Source organism: Pseudoflavonifractor sp. An187, from assembly GCF_002160275.1.
Classification (GTDB): Bacteria; Bacillota; Clostridia; order Oscillospirales; family Oscillospiraceae; genus Enterenecus; species Enterenecus faecium.
Map to the genome: position 1 here is coordinate 1 of NZ_NFKG01000039.1, position 21,153 is coordinate 21,153.

The 21,153-nt window shown below is 58.4% G+C and carries 14 protein-coding genes; 6 read left to right on the forward strand and 8 right to left on the reverse strand.

Features of this window, described 5'->3' with window-relative positions; genetic code table 11:
* Positions 1–473 precede the first annotated feature (473 nt).
* Positions 474–1,385: a protein kinase gene (locus tag B5F22_RS10990; protein WP_143482249.1), complete on the forward strand. Its 912-nt coding sequence runs from the start codon at positions 474–476 to the stop codon at positions 1,383–1,385.
* Positions 1,386–2,087, forward strand: a complete 702-nt coding sequence (locus tag B5F22_RS10995; RefSeq protein ID WP_087392582.1) for an HIRAN domain-containing protein — start codon at positions 1,386–1,388, stop codon at positions 2,085–2,087. It abuts the gene before it with no gap.
* Between the two features lie 241 nt (positions 2,088–2,328).
* Here B5F22_RS10995 and B5F22_RS11005 read toward each other — a convergent pair whose 3' ends face one another.
* The 3 genes from B5F22_RS11005 to B5F22_RS11015 all read right to left on the reverse strand — a co-directional run bounded on the left by B5F22_RS11005 (position 2,329) and on the right by B5F22_RS11015 (position 5,494).
* Positions 2,329–2,991: a DUF6198 family protein gene (locus tag B5F22_RS11005; protein ID WP_087392583.1), complete on the reverse strand. Its 663-nt coding sequence runs from the start codon at positions 2,989–2,991 to the stop codon at positions 2,329–2,331.
* A 148-nt stretch (positions 2,992–3,139) separates the two neighbouring features.
* Positions 3,140–4,450, reverse strand: coding sequence for an MATE family efflux transporter (locus B5F22_RS11010; protein WP_087392584.1), 1,311 nt, complete (start codon positions 4,448–4,450; stop codon positions 3,140–3,142).
* Between the two features lie 171 nt (positions 4,451–4,621).
* Entirely contained in the window at positions 4,622–5,494 is an 873-nt protein-coding gene (locus B5F22_RS11015) for a hypothetical protein (protein WP_087392585.1), read from the reverse strand.
* 144 nt (positions 5,495–5,638) lie between these two features.
* Here B5F22_RS11015 and B5F22_RS11020 point away from each other — a divergent pair, with 144 nt between their 5' ends.
* Together B5F22_RS11020 and B5F22_RS11025 are read left to right on the forward strand one after the other, a co-directional pair.
* Positions 5,639–6,559, forward strand: a complete 921-nt coding sequence (locus tag B5F22_RS11020) for a haloacid dehalogenase-like hydrolase (protein ID WP_204210591.1) — start codon at positions 5,639–5,641, stop codon at positions 6,557–6,559.
* Between the two features lie 173 nt (positions 6,560–6,732).
* The gene (locus B5F22_RS11025; RefSeq protein WP_087392587.1) at positions 6,733–7,173 is read left to right on the forward strand and encodes an LPXTG cell wall anchor domain-containing protein; all 441 of its coding nucleotides are present in this window, start codon (positions 6,733–6,735) and stop codon (positions 7,171–7,173) included.
* A gap of 763 nt (positions 7,174–7,936) precedes the next feature.
* Here the strand turns inward: B5F22_RS11025 and B5F22_RS11030 are convergent.
* Positions 7,937–9,319 (reverse strand): citrate/2-methylcitrate synthase, encoded by a 1,383-nt coding sequence (locus B5F22_RS11030; RefSeq protein ID WP_242954949.1) that lies wholly within the window; start codon positions 9,317–9,319, stop codon positions 7,937–7,939.
* Positions 9,320–9,436: 117 nt separating this feature from the next.
* On the opposite strand from B5F22_RS11030, the gene spoIID reads away from it, so the two are divergent.
* Complete coding sequence (spoIID, locus tag B5F22_RS11035; RefSeq protein WP_242955119.1) at positions 9,437–10,480, forward strand: stage II sporulation protein D; 1,044 nt, start codon at positions 9,437–9,439, stop codon at positions 10,478–10,480.
* A gap of 140 nt (positions 10,481–10,620) precedes the next feature.
* On the opposite strand, the gene B5F22_RS11040 is transcribed toward spoIID, so the two are convergent.
* Both B5F22_RS11040 and B5F22_RS11045 read right to left on the reverse strand, forming a co-directional pair.
* Positions 10,621–11,844 (reverse strand): IS110 family transposase, encoded by a 1,224-nt coding sequence (locus B5F22_RS11040; protein ID WP_087392588.1) that lies wholly within the window; start codon positions 11,842–11,844, stop codon positions 10,621–10,623.
* Between the two features lie 345 nt (positions 11,845–12,189).
* On the reverse strand, positions 12,190–13,293 hold the full coding sequence (locus tag B5F22_RS11045) for an SLC13 family permease (protein WP_204210592.1): 1,104 nt from the start codon (positions 13,291–13,293) through the stop codon (positions 12,190–12,192).
* A 200-nt stretch (positions 13,294–13,493) separates the two neighbouring features.
* Between B5F22_RS11045 and B5F22_RS11050 the strand changes: the two genes are divergently transcribed.
* Positions 13,494–15,698 (forward strand): LTA synthase family protein, encoded by a 2,205-nt coding sequence (locus tag B5F22_RS11050; RefSeq protein WP_087392590.1) that lies wholly within the window; start codon positions 13,494–13,496, stop codon positions 15,696–15,698.
* 222 nt (positions 15,699–15,920) lie between these two features.
* On the opposite strand, the gene B5F22_RS11055 is transcribed toward B5F22_RS11050, so the two are convergent.
* Positions 15,921–16,820: a diacylglycerol kinase family protein gene (locus B5F22_RS11055; protein ID WP_087392591.1), complete on the reverse strand. Its 900-nt coding sequence runs from the start codon at positions 16,818–16,820 to the stop codon at positions 15,921–15,923.
* 767 nt (positions 16,821–17,587) lie between these two features.
* The coding region (locus B5F22_RS11060) for a family 43 glycosylhydrolase (protein WP_087392592.1) at positions 17,588–21,153 on the reverse strand (3,566 nt) is incomplete at its 5' end.

Here is a 21,153-nt window from a genome sequence, read left to right on the forward strand (position 1 = left end):
GAGAAGCACGAGCTGTATCTCGCTGCATAAAAAGCGGCCAGCAGCACATAGGCTACTGGCCGGGAAAACTTTATATTTTTTCACTGTCCTCTTGACGGGGAGCAGTTCAGTATGCCGTCCGGGCTGGTTGGATTCTGTAATAAGTTTGTTGTAGGTTTTTCGAGGATGTGTGACACATCGGGGAAGGCGAATATCTCTAAATACAAAATTGTTATAATAATTGACAATATTTTTATAATAGAGTAGAATAAAGTGTTATATTAAAATTAAAGAGACGTTAATACATAGCAGAAACTATACCAGAGTAAGGACATTACTACATGTGTGCCCCAAAAGCATTTCATGTTATTTTGAGGTGTTTATGATGAAATGCTTCTGTTGAAAAACAAAAGGGGAAGATTATAAAATAGCTATTATTACAGTGAAATAAGAAACTTACGAAACCGATTATACAATGAGAACGGAGGCGCATCATGATAAATATTCGAGATTTTGACGGATGGAATATATATGATGGTGCCTCAGAAGGTAGTGGACGAAGTGAAAAAGTCTGGCTGATGTCAAAAGATGGAGATATTGGCTTATTTAAGTTTCCTAAAATAGATCCGGCTACATCACAGGAAACAACTGAACATATTTCAGAACATTTGGCCCATCAGATAGGTGAAATATTGGGGGTTTCTACTGCTAATGTAGATATTGGTACTTATCATGGACGCATTGGAAGTATGAGTTATCTAGTTAGTCAACCCAATGAATATTTAAAAGAAGGCATTGGATTTATTTCCGGAATTTACCCAAACTACGATGCGGATAAGATGGTGGATACTAGCAGTGGAAAATACTATTGCTTAGAGCATATCCTCCAATCTACTTACGAAATTGTGTCGAGAGATGTCTGGATTGAAATGATGGTGTTTGATTTTTTAATAGGGAATGCAGATCGGCATCAAAGCAATTGGGCAATTCTTGAATTATCAGGGGAACCATGGGAAAAGAGAGAAGTGCGAAAATGCCCATTATATGATAATGGGTCATCGTTATGCTGTTATGTTAATGATAAACAATTGGACAGGATGTTTGGGAAAGACGCTGGCCCTTTCAATGCATTAGTCGACACGAAGTCACGATCTATTATAAGAATTGATGGCTCTCGTAAAGCACAACCTCGACATAGAGAGGTTGTGAAATATCTTCTTTCGGAGTATCCTGAAACACACGACATCTGCGTACGATTTATTAAGAAATTAAACAATGATATTATTGATAATTTGGTAGATGTATATCAGTCAGAAATTTTGAGTCTGGGAAAAAATAAATTGATTCGACGATTCTTGAAAAGAAAACTGGAGATTCTTGGGGAGTTACTACAGGGGGACGACTAAATGTGTAAGGATAATAAAAATGAGTTTCTATATTTGATTTGGAAAGATCCTAAAACTAGGAGAAACTTTACAGTCGGAAAGTTGACCCGAGGAGAGACTTTTAAATTTGAGTATTGTGAAGAATACAATGATGCACAGAAATGTGGCTGGGGAAAGCTCGAAGCATTTCCCAATGAAAAGGTTTACGAGAGCAATATCTTGTTTCCTGTCTTTTCTAGTCGGTTGCCTGATCCTAAGCGCCGAGATATTGAGAAGATTCTGGAAAAATATGGACTTACACAATATGATGCGTATGAGTTACTAAAGAAAAATGGTGGAAGGTTACCTATTGACACCTATGAATTTATTAATCCGATTCTTTCAGATGACAAAACCGTACAACGAGAATTCTATATTATGGGAATTCGCCATTTAGCGCCATGTGAAGGAAGGATGTGTTCTCTTTTACCGCAAATTCATGTGGGAGATTTGCTGCAATTGAGTCCACAACCGGAGAATGAAAATGATTCAAATGCCATTCAAGTAAACACAAACAAGGGGGAACATTTAGGATATATTCCTCGATATTACAACCGAGCAATTCTCGCACTCCTCTCTGAGGGGCTGTCATATTCCTGTCAAGTAATTGAGATTAATCGTTTAGGTAATTGCTCAGAGTGTGTAAAAGTCTGTTTCAATATTCCCAGTATTGCAAAAGAGTGAGAGAACGGCAATACATTTTTCATATAGCATAGAAATCGATAGGAACAAATAATGGGGACGGGCACCATCTGTGGCGTGTCTCTGGAGACCCTGTTCAAGATTGCCCAGGTGTTGGACATACCCCCGGCCAAATTGCTGGCGGACGATTGAGCACCGGGTGAGAATCAAACCACGAAAAAAACCAGCCCGGACGGCATACAACGCCGTCCGGGCTGGCCTATTCTATTATAAAGAATTTTGTTCAGCTCAGCACCGCCAACTCCACCTTCTTGGTGAGTTTATTGGTCTGCTTGGTGATCTGCCCCACCAGAATAGCGGCGGCGATGGTGCCCTCACGCACGCCGCTGAGGTGGCCCAGGAACACCAGCGACAACACAATGGCGATGCACACCAGGGTCACGTCAAAACACATCTTCATATTGCCAAACTTCACCGGGGCCACCTGACAGATGGCCAGCACAATGCCCTCCCCGGCGGTGGTCACCAGGTTGGCCATTACCTCTACGCTCACCCCAAAGGCGATGAGCACAATGCCCAGAGCGCAGTAGACCCAGGCCATGAGATAGCCGGAGCAGGGCAGAGGGGCGATGACCCATTCCGCCACGTCGATGGTGAACCCGAAGAGAATGGCGGCCGGGAATTGCAGTATCTGGAACCAGTCGTATTGCCGGCGAAGAATGGCGATCTGGATGAGCACAAAGAGGAAATTCATGATGATGGTGGTGGCCCCCACCGACAGGCCGGAAATTTCCGAGGTGACATAGGGCACACTGGAGATGGGGGAGGTGCCCAGCCCCGCTTTGATGGAAAAGGCCACGCCAAAGGCCATGATCATCAGTCCCAGGCACAAAAAGAGGATGCGCCGCAGGGGGTGGGTGAGAGGGGTTCGGTTGGATTGTCGCATGGAATCTCGACCTTTCAAAGCCTGTTGTGGGAGACGCAAAAAGCGGGGTAAAACCTGGAATGGTCTTACCCCGCAGTGACCTGCGCAGAAACAGAGAGATTTCAAGTTTTACAGTTTTCTACCATTGTAGCACCCCCTGGCGGCAAGGTCAAGCCGGCCGGGGATCGGGAGCACCCAGCCCCTGGGGTCTGCCCAATACCAGGCCCAGCAGCAGGGTGAACAGCTCAGCGGCGGGGAAGGCCAGCCACACCCCGGTGATGCCAAACAGGTGGGAGAGAAGGAAGGCGAAGGCCACAATGGCCACCACGCCCCGGCACAGGGCCAGGATGGAGGACTCTCTGCCCCGGCCCGTGGCGCTGTAGAAGCCGGATTTGACAATGTTGGCCCCGGCGAAGAGGAAGCCCAGAAAGTACAGGCGCAGGCCGGGGATGGCGTAGTCGGCCAGCTGGGCGGAGTGCTGGCTGTTGAACACCGCCACCAGGGTCCCGGCAAAGGTCACCACCACGGCCACCACCACGGCGGACACACACAGGCCGATGAACATGGAGTGGCGGTAGATGCGGCTCTGGCCCTGGGTGTCGCCGGAGCCGTGGCAGGCACTGGCCAGAGGCTGGAGCCCCTGGGAGATGCCGTTGAAGAGGGCGACCCCCACCAGGGCGATATTGGCCACGATGCCGTAGGCGGCCACCGCCGCATTGCCCGCCAGATGCAGGAGAATGAAGTTAAAGACCATGGTGGTCACGCCGCTGGACATCTCCCCCACAAAGGCCACCACCCCCAGCTGGCAGGCGGAGAGCAGGCGGCGCAGAGAGGGCAGGGTGGGGATGAGGCGGATGGTGTTGCGGGGGGAGAGGTAGTGGAGCAGGCAGATGGACATGCTCACCACCGGGGAGAAGCCGGTGGCCAGGGCGGCCCCGGTCATGCCCAGTCCCAAGGGGAACATGAGCAGATAGTCAAAAAGAATGTTGAACAGGCCGCTGAGCAGAGTGGCGGCCATGGCGATGCGGGGGGCGCCATCGTTGCGCACAAAGGCGGTACAGGTGAAGTTGAGCATGAACAGGGGGGCAAAACACAGCACAATGCGGATGTAATTGTGTCCTACCTGCAAAATGGTGTTGTCCGCCCCCATCAGCCGCAGCACTCCGTCAGGCACGGCCACACCCAGCGCCACAAACACCGCCCCCACCAGCAGGGTCCAGGCGATGGAGTTGGAGAAGTAGAGGTGGTAATCGGGGGTGTTGCTCCCTTTCCCTAAGGCGTAGCGGGTGGCGGAGCCGATGCCAATCATGGAGCCCAGGGCGAAGATGAGCCCATAGAGGGGCAGCACCAGGTTCAGCGCGGTGATGCCGTTGGGGCCCTGGGACAGGGAGATAAAAAAGGTGTCGGCCAGGATGTAGCAGGAGGTGCCAATCATGGCCAGAATGTTGGGGAGCAGATAGCGTCTGAGCTGTTTTTCCATATGAATAGGTCCTTTCGCAAAAAAATGCACCCTTGTCTACGGCTTCTAAGACCTAACGCCGTAAACGAAGAATGCATTCTACATTCCACTACCCGGTGGCAGTTGATATCTAAGAAAGTATACCCCAGAATAGTGGGAAAAGCAAGGGGGAGTGTGGCAAAATCCAAGGGCTTATGGCTGTGCCAGTTCCACCAAAACGCCACTGGCATCGTCACTGGGCTTCAGGCGGGGAAATTGGCGCAAGTCCTGGTCTGCCTGTTCCACAGCCCGCACCCGGGAGAGCAGAGAGGAGAGGCCCTGAGTATAGGCGGCGTGCAGATATTCCTGGGGCCCGGGCTCCAGGTGGTAGCTCTGGTATCCGGCGGCCAGCCCATCCGACATCAAAAAGACATGGTGTACCCCTTGCCCCGACAGAGAGAGGTGGGCGCCGTACTGGGCCAGTCCGGTGTGAGGGGCCAGCACGGTGTAGCCATCCGGCTGTTCGGGGTGGTTTTTCTTTTCCCGGTGCTCCAGAAGCTTTGCCCGCATGGCGGGGCTTTGAATGACCTCGGCGGGTGGTTGCCCGGTGGTGTCAGACAGGTGCAGACACAGTTGGATGGCCCGGTCATCCAAGCGAGAGACCGCCGGGTCATGGTATACGCCGCCGTCCCAGATTGCGGTGCAGTCGCCCAGGAGGAACAGCTCCGGGCCGAACGCCTCTGTCGTTCGGAATATGGCCAGGGAGGCGGAGGGCTCATAGGAAAAGCCCCGCAAGTGGTCCGCAATGGGAATGGCCTGGTATTGCTGCTCCACCAGGGCCAGGGCTTGCTCCACCGCCGTGGAAAGGGGAGTGGAAGGCTGCTCTACCTGGGCGAAGGCGTGGGCAAAGGTGTGCACAAACCACTGGGCATCACTTTGAAAGCGGCCCTGCAAATGGGGCACCAACACATTGGGCATCAGGCCCGAGGAGCCATCCAGGAGCATAGCCCAGCGGTTGGGCTGGAGGTGTATGAAATCTTCGTTGACGGTGCGTCCTGTGGAGGACAGAGTGCTGACAACATCCATGGCCAGTACCTCCCTATCGTTTGCTTGTCCGTATTCTACCATGGAAGATGGGGAATGTATAGCGGCTGGAGTGGAAAAAGGGGGCATACACGTTGGGAGAGGTGTGGTATAATGAACGTATCCCAAAGACAAGGAGAGACTGTCATGAAACGACTGCTTGACTGTACCGCCTCGGACTTTCGCACCATGAATAAGGAGGAGCTGCTGGCCTCCATTGCCGGCTCGGAGGGCCGGGTGCTGGCCTGCGAGTCCATCGGCTATATCCAGCCCATGCTGGGCAACGTCACCAACGCCGAGTTTACCGCCGCCATGGGGGCGGATATTCTGCTTTTGAACATGTTTGACGTACAAAGACCCGTCATCCAGGGTTTGCCCAAGTGCGAGCCCATGGAGGTGGTGGCCAAGCTCAAGGCCCTCACCGGTCGCCCCATCGGCATCAACCTGGAGCCGGTGGACCAGCCCCTGGAGCAGGAGGAGGGGGACCTGTGGGCCATGACCGATGGGCGGAAGGCCACCCTGGAAAATGCCCGCCGGGCCGCGGACATGGGGGTGAACTTCATCCTCCTCACCGGAAATCCCGGGGTGGGTGTGACCAATGAGGCCATTGTGCGCACCTTGAAGGAGTACAAGGCGGAGCTGGGAGACCGGCTCATTCTGGCCGCCGGCAAGATGCACGCCTCCGGCATCCTCACCGAGGGGGCCGAGCACATCATCACCACCGCCGACATTGATGCCTTTGCCCAGGCGGGGGCGGACATCATTCTGCTCCCCGCCCCCGGCACCGTGCCCGGCATCACCGTGGAGTATGTCAGAGGCCTGGTCACCCACGCCCACTCCCTGGGCTGCCTGACCATCACCGCCATCGGCACCTCTCAGGAGGGGGCGGACGTGGACACCATCCGCCAGATTGCTCTGATGTGCAAGATGACCGGCACCGACATCCACCACCTGGGGGATGCGGGCTACGCGGGCATGTCCCTGCCGGAGAACATCCAGGCCTATTCTGTGGCCATCCGTGGCATCCGCCACACCTATCACCGGATGGCCTGTTCCGTGAACCGCTGACCCCTGGCCGCCGTTTCCCTCCCTTTGTGGGGCGGAAACGGCGGTATTTTTTTGTGAAAATTGTGGAATGCGGCGGAATTGACGAAAAAGGCTGGCGTGATATGATCCAAGAGATGCAAAGTGCACAACGTATAGGAAGGAAACCACAAATTGGGAGAAGAAGGAGTATGAGTATGAAGCAAAGACAATGGAAGCGATGGACAGCGGCTCTGTCGGCTGCGGCCATTCTGCTGACCCCCATGGCCACCCAGGCCCAGTCCCCCGACCAGGAGACCACCCAAATCAACCACGCCCTGACTGGTACGGCCACCGCCAACGACACCGAGACCAACGACTGGGGCGCAGACAAGGCCATTGACGGCATTGTCAACCGAGACGAGACCAACAAGCAGAACCAGTCCCGCTGGTCCACCAACGGCGCCAAGACCTCTGCCATGGACGGCCTCACCGCCGGTGGCGCTCCCGAGACCACCGACAAGCCCCAGGCCACCCAGAAGCCCGAGAACGTGCCTCAGACGGGCGATTCCGCTCAGCTGATGGTGTACGTGGCCGCTCTGGCCGCCGCTGCTGTGCTGATGGGTACCACCGTGGTGGTGCGCCGTCGCCGCAGCTAATCTCCAATCAAGCGAAAAAGTACGGTCAGCGAAAGCTGGCCGTACTTTTTGCTTCAAAAGCCTCCCTTGTGTAAAGGGAGGTGGCCCGGCGCAAGCCGGGTCGGAGGGATTGTCCTCCAACCGGTTTCTTCGTTCCGGCTTGCCAGCCTGGCGGGGACGCTCCGCTGGGCCCGATTTCTCCCCGATGAGAAATCGGGGAAAGAATCGCCAAAGGCGGGGCCTTCCCCCGCCTTGTGGAATCCACCCCGCGGTGCTGGGCGGAGGGTGCGCCTTTCTCTTTTCAGCCCTTGGTCCGGTGGGGTCACATAGAAGGCGTGGAAATTCTACAGGAAGTATCTGCTCCTCTGACAAATACTACTTCTATTGCCAGGGCCTTACCCTGGTGAGTCGCTGTTCCCAGCGATCGGCGGCCAGGCTCCCGGCGGCGGGAACGCCGCTTGGCCAGGGTAGGCCCGGAGATGGAAACCACCTAGCTGTAGGGCCAGCTGCCCAGGGTGGCCTGGTGTGGTGGCAGGAACAGGAGCCACAGCAAGGGTAACGGGCCGAATATAGACATGACGCAGGTCCAGCCTCGTACCCCAGGGAGGTTCTTAGGGGGGAACGCCCTAAGTGGCTTTTCGTCCATTTTGGCCAGTCAAAATGGACCCCAGCGGAGCGCGTCTCCCCTCGCCAGGGGAATAAGAATACGCCTGAGAAATCATTGCAGCACACCAAAAAGAGCCAACACAGGCCCAAATGGTCTGTATTGGCTCTCGTTTGTGTTTTAGCGATTTTCCAGGGGCACATAGTCCCGCATGGGGCACACCGCCTTGTAGGCGGGACGGATGATGCGGCCGGAGGGGTTGTAGACCTCCTCCACCCGGTGGGCACACCAGCCCACAATGCGGGCGATGGCAAACAGGGGGGTGTACAGCTCGGGGGGAATGCCCATCATCTTGTACACCAGGCCGGAGTACAAGTCTACGTTGGCGCACATGACCTTGTTCTGGCCGGTGACCCGGTGGAAGACCTCGGGGGCCAGCTTTTCCACCCGTTCAAACAGCTCCAGCTCCTCCACAAAGCCCCGCTCTTCCGCCACTTCCCGGGCAAACCGTTTGAGCATCACGGCACGGGGGTCGGAGAGGGTGTAGATGGCGTGGCCCATGCCGTAGATGAGTCCCGAGCGGTCTCCCGCCTCTTTCTTGAGAATCTTCTCCAAGTAGGCGGCCACCTCGTCGTCGCTGGACCAGTCCTTCACGTCCCGCTCAATGTGGCCGAACATCTCCATGACCTTCTTGTTGGCGCCGCCGTGCCGGGGGCCTTTCAGAGAGCCTACGGCAGCGGCAATGGCGGAATAGATGTCCGTGCCGGAGGAGGAGAGGACACGGCAGGCGAAGGCGGAGTTGTTGCCGCCGCCGTGGTCCATGTGCAGCACCAGACACAAATCCAGCAGCCGGGCCTCGGCCTGGCTGAACTTCTTATCCGGGCGGATGGAGCACAGGAAGTTCTCCGCCACGCTCAGCCCATCCTGGGGCCGGTGGAGCACCAGGGACTCATTGTCGAAGTAGTGGCGCTTACAGGCGTAGGCGTGGGCCACAATGACGGGGAACCGGGCAATGAGCTGGATGGCCTGGAACAGCTCCACGTCCAGGTTGTTGTTGTCCGGGTCCGGGTCATAGGAGTATAGGGACAGGGTGGAGCGGGCCAGCTTGTTCATCAGGTCCCGGCTGGGCCCCTTCAAAATCATGTCCTCGGTGAATCCGGGGGGCAGATTGCGGTAGTGGTTGAGCATACCCTGGAAGGTGGACAGCTCCTCCTTGGAGGGCAGGGAGCCGAAGAGGAGCAGATAGGCGGTCTCCTCGTAGCCGAAGCGGCCCTCCTTCAAAAAGCCCTCAATGAGCTCACACACGTCAATGCCGCGGTAGATGAGCTGGCCGGGGGCGGGGACACGCTCGCCGTCCTGGAGGTAGTAGCCCCGGACGTTGGCGATGTTGGTGATGCCCGCCATGACACCGGTGCCGTCAGCGTTGCGCAGCCCCCGCTTCACCCCGTACTTCTCATACAGAGAGGCGGGGATTTGGTGCTGAGGAGCATACTCGCTGCATATATGTTGAAGGAAGGACAGGGAACGTCCATCCATGAGGTCGAAGGAATTGATGGAATACATGGTGCACCTCCTAAATCGCCGCGGGGGTGGAAGGACCCGGAATGGGCCTCGGGCGGTTTCTATTCAGTATAGCGTATTAAAGTGCAACAGTCAAGACGAAACGAGGAGGAGAGGCTCGTGGGACGATGGCCCATTGACCGGGAGGCCACCCGGATTTTTGCCGCAGGAGTGCTGATGGGGGTCGCAACCCTGTTTTTATTTCCACTTTTGGCCCTGGGACAGGCTGAGGGGGAACAGGGCCTGTTGGAGACCCTGCCCGCCAATCCCACCCCGGTGGTGTCCCAGACCGCCCAGGCAGACCAGACCTGGGACAACCGCCAGAAGGTCCGGGTGCTGGTGGGGGAGGGGAAGGTAGAGGAGATGACCATGGCCGACTACCTGTGGCGGGTGGTGGCCGCCGAGATGCCCGCCTCCTTTGAGCCCCAGGCCCTGCGGGCCCAGGCGGTGTGCGCCCGTACCTACTCCCTGTGGAAGATGGGTGCCAACGCCCATAAGGACCAGGAGGCGGACATCTGCGCCGACTCCGGGTGCTGTCAGGCCTACATAGATCCCCAGAAGGCCAAAGAGAATTGGAACGACAACGCCCAGAGCTACACCGAGAAGATCACCCAGGCGGTGTCCGATACCGCGGGCCAGGTGATGACCTACGACGGCAAGCCCATACAGGCGGTGTTCTTCTCCTCCTCCACCGCCTCCACTGAGGACGCCCAGGCGGTGTGGGGCAACAGTCTGCCCTACCTGGTGTCCGTGTCCAGCCCCGAGGGGGAGGAGGTGCCCAACTACTACTCCACCGTCACCCTCACCCGGGAGGAGGTGGAGAAGAAGGTGAAGGAGGCCTATCCCGATGCCGACCTGTCCGGGGACCCGGCGGGATGGCTATCCGGCATGACCCTCACCGCCTCCGGCCGGGTAGGGAGCATGAAGGTGGGGGGCGTGGAGCTGTCCGGGGGTGCGGTGCGCACCCTGTTTGGTCTGCGCTCCGCCTGTTTCCAGGTCACCTACCAGGAGAACCAATTCACCTTTTCCGTCACTGGGTACGGCCACGGGGTGGGTATGAGCCAGTACGGGGCCAACGCCATGGCCGCCCAGGGGAGCAGCTGGGAGGATATTCTGAAGCACTATTACACGGGGGTGGAGATAGAAATGAAGAGTGAAAAATGAAGAATGAAGTCCTGCAAATAAAAGTCAAGCACCAAAATGAAAAAAGTCCCGCAAAATTTGCGAGACCGAAAAAAGGGTGCAACAAATCAGACCGGAGAGAAAGCACCTCACCGGCCGAGGTAAAATTTGGTTGTTAAAAATCACTTCTGCTCGGTAGTTTGTGCATCAAATGCCTCAAGGCACTCCTTTACGCGGGCGTAGTAGATACGCAAGAACTTGTTTTGAGCAGCGGTCATGTAGACGAAATAAGGTTTGCCCTCGCTGCGTTTCTTATCGAGGAACTGGTAGACTGGCTCATCTGCCGGGGATTTTTTCAGGTAAGTGCAGACGATCTGGTAGAGTGTTTTGCGCAGATGTGCTGAACCCCGTTTCGTGGTGGGAACACTCTTGGCACTGTGTTTGCCAGACTCATCCACACCGGGATCGATGCCCGCAAATCCAACGATGGAGCTGCGGCGTGGAAAACGGCGCACATCGCCGATCTCAGCCATGAGCGCAGGTGCAGTCTTATCACCAACACCGTACATGGTTCGCACCGTGTCATATTCCGGCAATTGCCGGGCAAGCCGTGTCATCTCAGCTCGCAGAGCGGCCAGTGTCATCTTGCCTGCAAGAAGCTGCTGGGCGGCTGAGATAATGAGCAGCTTGGTGTTGTCATTCTTCGGCAACGTGGTGAAATGGCCGCAGCTTCCGGCATAGACCTCCAGTGCTTTTTCGACGCTGAAATGGTAGCCCTTGCGTTTGCACCACTTCTGGTAACGCTCGGTGAATGCCTTTTCGCTGACGCGGCAGATGCAGTCACAATGCCAGAAGGTCCTGACAAAATCCACCCATTTCTGGTGACCGTCCGCACGCTCCGGGCTGGAGAACAGTTCGTTCACGCTGGGAAAGGTCTTGTCGGTCAGAGAAATGAGATTGTTTTGCAGCGACACCACCGTTTTCATGTAAAGGTTGTACTGGCGGCTGCACAGCTTCAGTTGTTGTCTTACAGTGTCCATGGGAGTATATTCCCGCAGATCCACCCAGTTGTCAAGGCCGTACTTGGCAATCTTCATAGCATCGGCCTTGTCGGTCTTGACTTTGCGGATGGAACCGCCTCCGCTCTGCTTGATATACAGCGGATTTAGGACACAGACGTAGATACCGTACTCATGCAGCGCTGCCGCAATCGGCTCATGGTAGCGGCCGGTAGCTTCCATGACAACGCGGGTATCTTCGCCCAGCGCAATGATGGCATAAGCCATCTGCTCCAGACCAACTTCGGTATGGAGAAATTCCTGTGGTAGCAATGCCACTTCACCCATTGGCCGCAGGGCAGCCACCGTGCTCTTTCCCTTGGAAACATCAATTCCAACTGCGTTCATTTTATGCCTCCTTCTGGCTGGACATGGCTTTCCACCTTTTACTCATTGCCTGTTCAATCTCCTGAGTGACACGAGCGCACACTGTGGCTCTACCTGCGCAAATCGAATGCTGCGAATGAGAGAGGTGGCTGACTGACTCCATTACGGGCGTGCTGGCCCATGGTGATGCGTGTCAGGCCATTTACTCTCCCATTCTAACAGCTTCGGCTTTGAGATGGAAAAAGACGCGGCTGGCTGCCGCGCCTTATACCGTAACTTTATTGTAGGAGAATGGTGGTGTGCCGCCGAAGCGGCACAAAGTTCAAAAAACGCCCCGGCGTATTGCCGGGGCGTTGGTGTGCAGTATTAGGGTAAAACCACCCACAGAAGGAGCAGCACCGCCAAAAACGCCACATTGAGGGCGGTGAACTGGCCCAGGTACTTCCCCTTCTTCTCGGGGAAGGTGCGGGCGATGTATTTATAGGAGATCAGGCTGGCCATGGAGGCGATGAGGGTACCCAAACCGCCCAGATTCACACCCAGCAGCAGCCCAGCGCCGTTGTCCGTGAATCCGGACAGGAGCAGGGCGGCGGGGACGTTGGAAATCACTTGGCTGGCCACCACGCCGCACAGCACCTCCTGGCCCTGGATGAGGGACTGGAAGAGGGCGGTGAGGGCGGGGATGCGGCCCAGGTTGCCCACAAAGAGGAAGAAGCCCACAAAGGTGGCCAGCAGGGCGTAGTCCACGTGGAGCAGCACCTGTTTGTCAGCCATCAGCACCACCACCAGCACCAAGGGGCACAGCACGTACAGGGGCACCGCTTTGGCTACGCCACCCAGACACAGGGCGAAGAGCACCCCGTAGGCGGCCACCCGGGCCCCGGACAGGGGCGGCACCTCCCCGGACACCTGGGGCACCTCCAGGGACTGGGAGGGGCGTACCATCAAAAACACCGCCAGCAGCACCAGGCAGGCCCCGGCGTAGGGGAGCACGGTGGCGAAAAAGGACCCCAGGTCCATCTCATAGCAGGAGTACAGGTACAGGTTTTGGGGGTTGCCGATGGGGGTGGCCATGCTGCCCAGGTTGGCGGCGATGGTCTGCATCACCACCACCGGCACCACTCGCTGGGTCTGGCCTGCCAGTGAGAGCACCTCCAGGGCGAAGGGGACAAAGGTGATGAGGGCCACGTCATTGGTCACCGCCATGCTCACAAAGAAGGGCAGCAGGATGAGCACCCCTTCCAGCTGTCGGGTGGTGTGGGTGCGCTCCAGCATGGACCGGCCCAGGCGGAAAAATAGGCCCTGCCGCTGGAGCCCCCCCATCACTGCCATGAGGGCAAAGAGCATCCCCAGGGTGTGCAGGTCCACATAGTTGATATATTGGGCATCGGGGGGGACGAGAACAGCGGTGACCAGGGCCAAGACCCAGGCCACACACAGCACCGTCTCCCCACGCAGCCATTGCAGCATTCGCTTCACAGTCAAACACGCTCCTTTTTGCGTCTGACATGGTAGCACAGGCAGAGCGAAAATGCAATGTTTTCCAGGGGAAAAAGAGAAGAAACCGAAAAGATTTGTCAAAGATTGAAAAAGATTGTCTATCGTGGTAAAGTGTAGACAATAAAACCCTCACCGCGGGGTGAGGCGAGAAGAGAAATGAGGGGATAGCCATGGCAGAACCCAAGCGGCTGGCTCCCAAGGAGCCAGGGGTGTTTTCGAAATGGAAGGAAACGTGCAAAGAGAAGTGGAAACATGTGCGACTTCCATCCATTCGGGTTCCCAAGCTCCAGTTCTCCTCTGGGCCCAAAACCCAGACCCGTCGGCGGCGGGTGAGTGGGTCGCCCCTTCGGTCGGCGGTGAGCCTGCCGCTGATGCTGCTCTACCACGAGGTGCTGCTGCGGCTGTTTGATGGGGACAGCAACTTTTTCGACCTGGGGCTGCTGCGCATTTTCCTGTTCTCCCTGGCAGCGGGGCTGGCCGTCTTTCTGGTGCTGGACCTCATTCCCAACCGGAAGGTGTCCCGCATTCTGGGCGGCGTGCTGGTGGCGGGGTGGACGGTGTTCACCTGCGTGGAGTACTGCTGCAAGAGCTTTTTCAAGATCTATTTCGGCCTGGGATACATGCAGGGCATGGCCGGGCAGGTGGTGGGGGACTTCAGCGGCACCATGGTGGAGGTGGTGCTGGCCCGCATCCCCTTTATCTTGCTCTCCCTCATTCCCTTTGTGGTCTATCTGCGCATGTGCCCTGTCATCCTCTACGAAAAGGGCCAGCGGGCCCCGGTGCGGGTGATGCTGGCGGGGCTTATGGTGGTGCTCCAGCTGGTGGGGGTGCTCACCGCCCGGCTGGGGGCTGAAAAGAACTACTACACCTACGACTTCTCGGTGAATACGTCGGTGCCCCACTTCGGGCTGCTGACCACCTTACGTCTGGAGCTGGGTTACGCCATCACCGGCATCCCGGAGACTCCTCTGGATATCCTGCTCCCCTATGACCCGCTGCCCACCGCCACCCCGGCCTCCAGCCCGGAGCCTGGGGCCAGCCAGGCCCCCACCGGGGACAACGTGTTGGACATCGACTTTGAGGCTCTGGCGGCGGGGACTGACGACGAGACCCTGAAGGCCATGCACCAGTTCTTTGGGGCCAAGAGTCCCACCAATAAAAATGAGTACACCGGGTATTTTCAGGGGAAAAACCTCATTTTGATTACTGCCGAGGCTTTCTCTCCCTATGTCATCGACCAGGAGCTTACCCCCACTCTGTACAAACTGTCCCACGAGGGCTTTGTCTTTGAAAACTACTACCAGCCCGACTGGACCCAGTCCACCACCGGGGGCGAGTTCGCGGTGATGACCGGGCTCATTCCCACCTGGATTGGGGGCAGCGAGCTGTCCTTCCGAGTCAGTGCCAAGGATGCCATGCCCGTGGCCCTGGGCTGGCAGTTTCAAAAGCTGGGCTATGACACCCTGGCCTACCACAACAACACCTATACCTACTATGGCCGGGACGAGACCCACCCCAACCTGGGGTATGAGTATCACGGCATCGGCAACGGCCTAGAGCTGAAAAGCAACCTGTGGCCCTGCTCGGACCTGGAGATGATGGAGTCCACAGTGGACGGGTACATCCAGGACTATGCGAAAAACGGCACCCCCTTCCACACCTATTACATGACGGTGAGCGGACACTGCAACTACACCTGGTCGGGCAACGCCATGTCCCGGAAAAACCAGGCGGTCATTCAGGCCAAGTACCCCGACGCCTCGGAGCAGGTGCAGGCCTATCTGGCCTGTAATATGGAGCTGGAGTACGCCATGGAGTACCTGGTCAAGGAGCTGGAGGAGGCGGGGATTGCCGACGACACGGTGATCGCCCTCACCGCCGACCACTACCCCTACGCCCTGACAGAGGGGGGAACGGACTACTACAAAGAGCTGTCCGGCGTGGACGACACCGAGCGGGACACCTCCCGCTACCGCAATACCTTCATCCTGTGGAGCGGGTGCATGGAGGAGCCGGTGGTGGTGGACACCCCCTGTTCTGCCATTGACATCGTGCCCACCCTGTCCAACCTCTTCGGGTTGGAGTACGACTCCCGGCTCTACTCCGGCCGGGACATTTTCGCCACCAACTACCAGGCCAATCAGTATTCCAGCAACATGCCCCTGGTGGTGTTCGCCAACAAGGGGTATGGCAGCAGCTGGATCACTGCTGCGGGCACCTATGAGGCCTCCACCGGGACCTTTACCCCCCGGGAGGGTGTGACGGTGGACGAGAACTACGTCAGCCGGGTCAAGAGCCTGGTGGGCGCCAAGTACACCTATGCCAAATTGGTCATCGAGCGGAACTACTATTCCCTGGTTTGGCCGAAAGAGTAAGGAAAAAACAAATCCCTCCGGCCTAGGCCGGAGGGATTTTAAGCCTTGCAGAGTTCCGTCACCCGCAGGTGACGGAAGAAATTGAAATCTCGTCATTTCCGGGGACATGTGCATTGGAAATGACACTTCTCATGGCGCCTGGGGTGACTGTTTCGTTAGAAATCGAGCCCCGGGCGTCATGCAATCCTTCCCGTGGGAAAAGGCGGAGCCTTTTTCCGCGCGTTAATTTCCGCAGGCAATGGTGAGTACCCGGGAGCGGTTGGAGATGGTCAAGTCGGTATAGTCACCGCCAAACTCCCCGTCCACGGTCCAGGCCAGGGGCTTGGGGCTGGTAAAGTGGGCCTGGGAGCAGGTGAAGCCCACCACACTGCCGTCTTCGGGCAGTTTCTGGGTGGTGAGGGCGGTGAGAATGGACTGCCAGTCCTTGGCGGTCTTGGGGGTGCGGATGAGCAGGGCCTCAAACTGGCCGTCGTCCAGGCACACCAGGTCCCGGGGCAGGTTGACCATGCCGCCGATGGACACGGTGTTGGACACCATGCCGTAGATGAACTCCCCTTCTACCTCCAGGCCCTGGTCGGTGGTGACCTTCACCTGGTAGCTGGGGAAGTTCACCAGCCGCCCCGCCCCTTGCAGCACATAGGCCAGGTGGCCCAGCAGGTTTTTGGAGGCCTGGGGGGTGGAGTAGGACACGTCGGTGAACAGCCCGAAGGCGGCGATGTAGAGAAACTGCCGTCCGCCCAGGTCCCCCACGTCGATGGACCGGGGCACGCCGCCGCAGGCCACCCGGGCTAGCTCCTGGGTGGAGCGGGGCAGGTTGATGTTCCGGGAAAAGTCGTTGGTGGTGCCCGCCGGGATATAGCCCAGAACCGGTCGCTCCTCCTGGGGCAGGGAGAGCAGCCCGCCCACCGTCTCGTTGAGGGTGCCGTCCCCGCCGCAGCACACCACCCGGTCATAGTGGGCGGCGGTGTCTGCCACCACCTGGGTGGCGTCTCCGGGGCCTAGAGTGGGGCGCACGGTGATCTGGTAGCCCTCCTGGGCGAACACCGTGAGCACGTCGGAGAGCATGGTTTTGGCCCGCTGGCGGCCAGCTTTGGGGTTGTAGACAAAGAGCAGCTGTTTCATACATGCACCTTCCCGTAGTATTGCTTGATATTAGATCTAGTATAGCGCAAAGGGGCAGTGGAAACAAGAAAAATATATGAAGTGTGGGAGAGAGGGCGCCCCTCTCCCAAGTCTCAGACGTGGCCGTTCTCCCCTGGCGAGGGAAGACGCGCTTCCCGCTGGGGGTTTCTTTTGAACGGGCAAAAGAAACCAAAACCCGCTTAGGGCGTTCCCCCCTAAGTACCCCCCTTGGGGTACGAGGCTGGAACTGCGTCAAGCTGGTGTTCGGCCCGTGACCCTTGCTGTGGCACCTAGTCGTGCCACCACACCAGGCTGCTCTGGGCAGCTGGCCCTATAGCCAGGCGGTTTCCACCTCCGGGCCTACTCTGGTGTGTGCGGCGTTCCCGCCGCCGGGAGCCAGGCTATCGGCAACTGGGAACCGTTGCACACCAGGGTGAGGCCCTCGTGGTAGAAGTTTTATTTGTCGTAGAAGCTGAAACTTACAAAAGAATTGCCATGCCCTCTATGTGACCCCACCGGGCCAAGGGCCGCAAAGAGAAATGTGCAGGGGCTCCCCGTACCGCGGGGTGAATTCCACAAGGCGGGGGAAGGCCCCGCCTTTGGCGATTCTTTCCCCGATTTCTCATCGGGGAGAAATCGGGCATAAGCGGAGCGTCCCCGGCGGGGGCGCTGGTTCCTGCCCAGGAAATCGGAGAAGAAATTGTCTCTCGAAACAGCAAAAAAGTACGGCCAGCCGAAGCTGACCGTACTTTTTGCTTGATTTGGGATTAGCTGCGACGCTTGCGGGACACATAGGCAGCGCCAGCCAGCAGGCCCACAGCGGCGGTGAGGGCCGCCACATAGCCCATCAGCTGGGCAGAGTCCCCAGTCTGAGGCACGTTCTCAGGCGTCTGGGTGGCCTGAGGCTGGTCGGTGGCCTCAGGAGCCTGGGTCTGCTCAGGCTTCTGGCTCTCCTGAGGCTTCTCAGAGGGCTGCACGTCGCCCTCGGCGGTGAGGCCGTCCATGGCGCTCTGGAGCGCGGCCACGGCGTCGTCCACCACCTGCTGGTCGTCCTCCGACAGGCTCTCGTCGGCCATCACAGCCTGGGCAGCGGCCAGAGCGGAGCGGAAGGTGGCCACGGACTCGGCGGTGTATCCGGTGAGGTCCATGTCCTGGGCGGTGCCAATCAGGTCTTCCAGGATGGACTTATCCGCCTTGAAGCGCTGGGCCAGAATGGCGGTGAGGAGCTCGTCCACGGCGGTCTCCACGTCGCCCTGGAGGGCATTGCCGTCCTCCATCACGTCCTGACCGGCGGCCAGAGCGTCCAGCAGCTCCTGCCAGTGGTCGGGCAGGTACTTGCTCTCATTGGGGAGCATGCCCTCTGCCTTGTGGATGAGCAGCTCCAGCATGGTCTTGTCGCCCTGCTTCAGGCCCAGACCCCAGATACCCTCCAGCAGGTTATCCCAAGCGGTGTTCACCTGCTCCTGGGTGGCGTTGGGGTTGTCCAGCACGGCCTTGGCCTCGTCCATGGCCTTCTGGAAAGCGTCCACAGCGGCCTGCACCACACCGGTGGTGTCCAGATTCACGGCGTAGTCATAGGTGGCTTGGAGCAGGGCCTTGTTGGCGGAAGCAGACTCGCCCGCCTCGGTGAACTGCCAGGTGTCCAGGCTCATCAGGTTCTCCGCCTGGTCGTCTCCGGTGAACACCATAAACAGGTTGTGCACCCCGGTGAGGCCGGTGACATCGCAGGTGAGGGTCTGATAGGTGCCGTCTCCGGCGGGCACGGTGAGGGTACCCACCACGGTGCCGTCGGGGGAGTCCACCCGCAGCTCCACAGCTCCGCCCGCCTGGGCGGCGATGCTGGCGGTGAAGGAGGCGGCGCCCTTGTCGCCGAAGTCCAGTCCGGCCACGGCAATCCAGTCGCCGTTTTGGATGTCGGTGACGGCGCGGTTGTTCACTTCCGACAGGCCTTGGCCGGGCTGGTCACAGGCCTCTACCTTGATACCGGCCTGCCAGGCGATGGTCTCCCCGGCGGTGAGCTGATAGGGGCTCATGGTCTCCAGCTGGCTGATGCCCTCTCGGTCAGCCTGGATGGGGACGATGCGGCCATCGGCATAGTACTCCACCTCGTTGATGTGGGTGGAACGATAGCCCTTCTCAATGCCCATGGCCTGGCCCAGAGTCTGGGCGTGGTAGACGATGTAAGAGGTGCCCTTGAAGTTGAAAATGGCGTGGTGGTTGTTGCCGCCCACTCCGAAGTAGGTGGAGGGGTTCTGGAGAATCTCGCCGCAGTACTCATAGGGGCCCAGGGGGTCATCGCTGACCATATAGCAGATGATGCCGTAGCCCGGGTAGCCCTCCACGGCGGAGTGGTTGCCGGAGAAGTTGGAGCAGTAGGTGTAGTAGTACTTGCCGTTGGCCTTGTGAATGCCGCCGTCCTCAAACATGCAGGGGGCGTCGATCATCACCGGCTCGCAGTCCAGGCTGATCATGTCGTCACCCAGCCGGACAATGCGGGCGCTCTTGGGGTTCAGGTCCTGGCCAGCGGGGATGCCGCCGCCAAAGACCAGGTATCCGGTGCCGTCGTCATCCACCATGACAGCGGGGTCGAAAATCCAGGGCACACCCTGGGTGCCGGGAGTGCTGCCGTCGATGAGGGCGTGGCCCAGGGGATCGGTGAAGGGACCCGCCGGGGAGTCGCCCTCCAGCACGCCGATACCGCCGCCGCCGTTGCAGAAGTACAGGAAGAACTTGTCCTGTCCGTCAATCTGCTTGTAGGCGATGGCCGGGGCCCAGGAGTTGTTGGCCCACTTGGCCACGCCGTTGGGGCCTGCCACGGGGATAAAGCCGTGGTCGGTCCAGTTGACCAGGTCGGCGGAGGAGATGACGTGGAGGGAGTTGATCTTGGAATAGGTGTTGTCGATGATATTGCCGTTCTGGTCGTACTCGAACTGGTCGGCGGTCATGTACACGTACACCCGGCCGTTGTACTCCAGGGCGAAGGGGTCTGCGCCGAAGTCGTAGTCGATGAGGGGGTTGGAGTAGCCGGGAATCTTGGCCAGGGCCTCGGAGTCCAGCTTCACCAGGGAGATGTTGGACACGGCGTTGTCCACCCGATAGGAGACGTTGCCGCCGGTGACCCGCACGTAGTCGGTGCGCACCTGCACGGTCTTGTTCTGGGTGGTGTAGTCGGTGAGCTGGAGCTGGACGGTGGCAAAGCCAGTGCCGCCGTTGTCCTGATAGTTGACGTTGTCCCCGGACACGGTGAGCACCAGACGTCCGTCCTGATAGGTGTAAGTGGCCTCTCCGGTGACGTTCTTCTCGTCAAACACCACGCCGGACACGGTGAAGTCGTCGGGAATGTTCAGGGACGCTTCCAGCTTGGTGTAGTCGCCGTCGGGGAGGGTGTCCAGCTTCACGGGCAGCTCCACCTGGGCGTAGGCCACGCCCAGCACGTCGTCGATGTCGTCCAGAGAGGCATTCAGGACGGTCTCAGAGCCGTTGGAGCCCTGGTCGGAGACGTGGAAGTAGTCGAAGTCCACATAGCCGCCAGTGGTCTGGGTGGCGTAGTTGAACAGGCCGAAACGGTAGCCCATGAAGTGGGGCAGGGTGTAGGCCATCTGCAGGGTGTTGCCGATCTGGGTCCACGCTGCGCCGTCCAGGCTGTAGAAGAAGGTGGCCTGATCCTTGCGCTGGGTGTAGTCGAAGTCCACCCGGAGGTATACCCGGTTGACCCCGTTGTCCAGAGCCACTCGCTCCACCTCGGTGCCGTTGGGGTCAGAGTCGGACTCGGTCTTGGTCATCACCAGGTACTTGGTGCCGTTTTCCATCTTCACGCCCACGTAGCCGTACCGCTGCTGGAAGGCGGCCAGTCCGGCCACATCGCCGTTCTTCATCCCGGCGATCTCCAGGGCCACATTGCCCGAGCAGGTGGGGCCGTAGGTGCGCTGGGTCAGGGTGTTCCGGGCCTCCAGGATGTTCTTGGCCTTGGTGCCGGTGGTCAGGCGCAAAAAGCCGTTGCGCTGGGTCAGAGACCAGTCGTTGTTGTTGGGGTTGTGGTTCCACTGCCAGGCCAGGTCCAGATAGGAGCCGTTGTCATCGTTCTCCCCGGGCTCCACAGGCTCCTTCTCGTCGGGCAGCACCACCACGGACACGTCGTCCACATAGAAGTCGAACAGGTCGTTGGTGGGGTCGGGGGCGGCGGTCCAGGCGGTCTCGATGAAGCAGCCCACATAGGACATGTCTGCATCGTTGGGGATGGTGTAGGTGCCGGTGATGGTGGCCCACTGGCCCTTTTGGGCGGTGACCGAGCCCACCACGTCAATGCCGCGCCAGTCGCCGCACTGGATGCAGA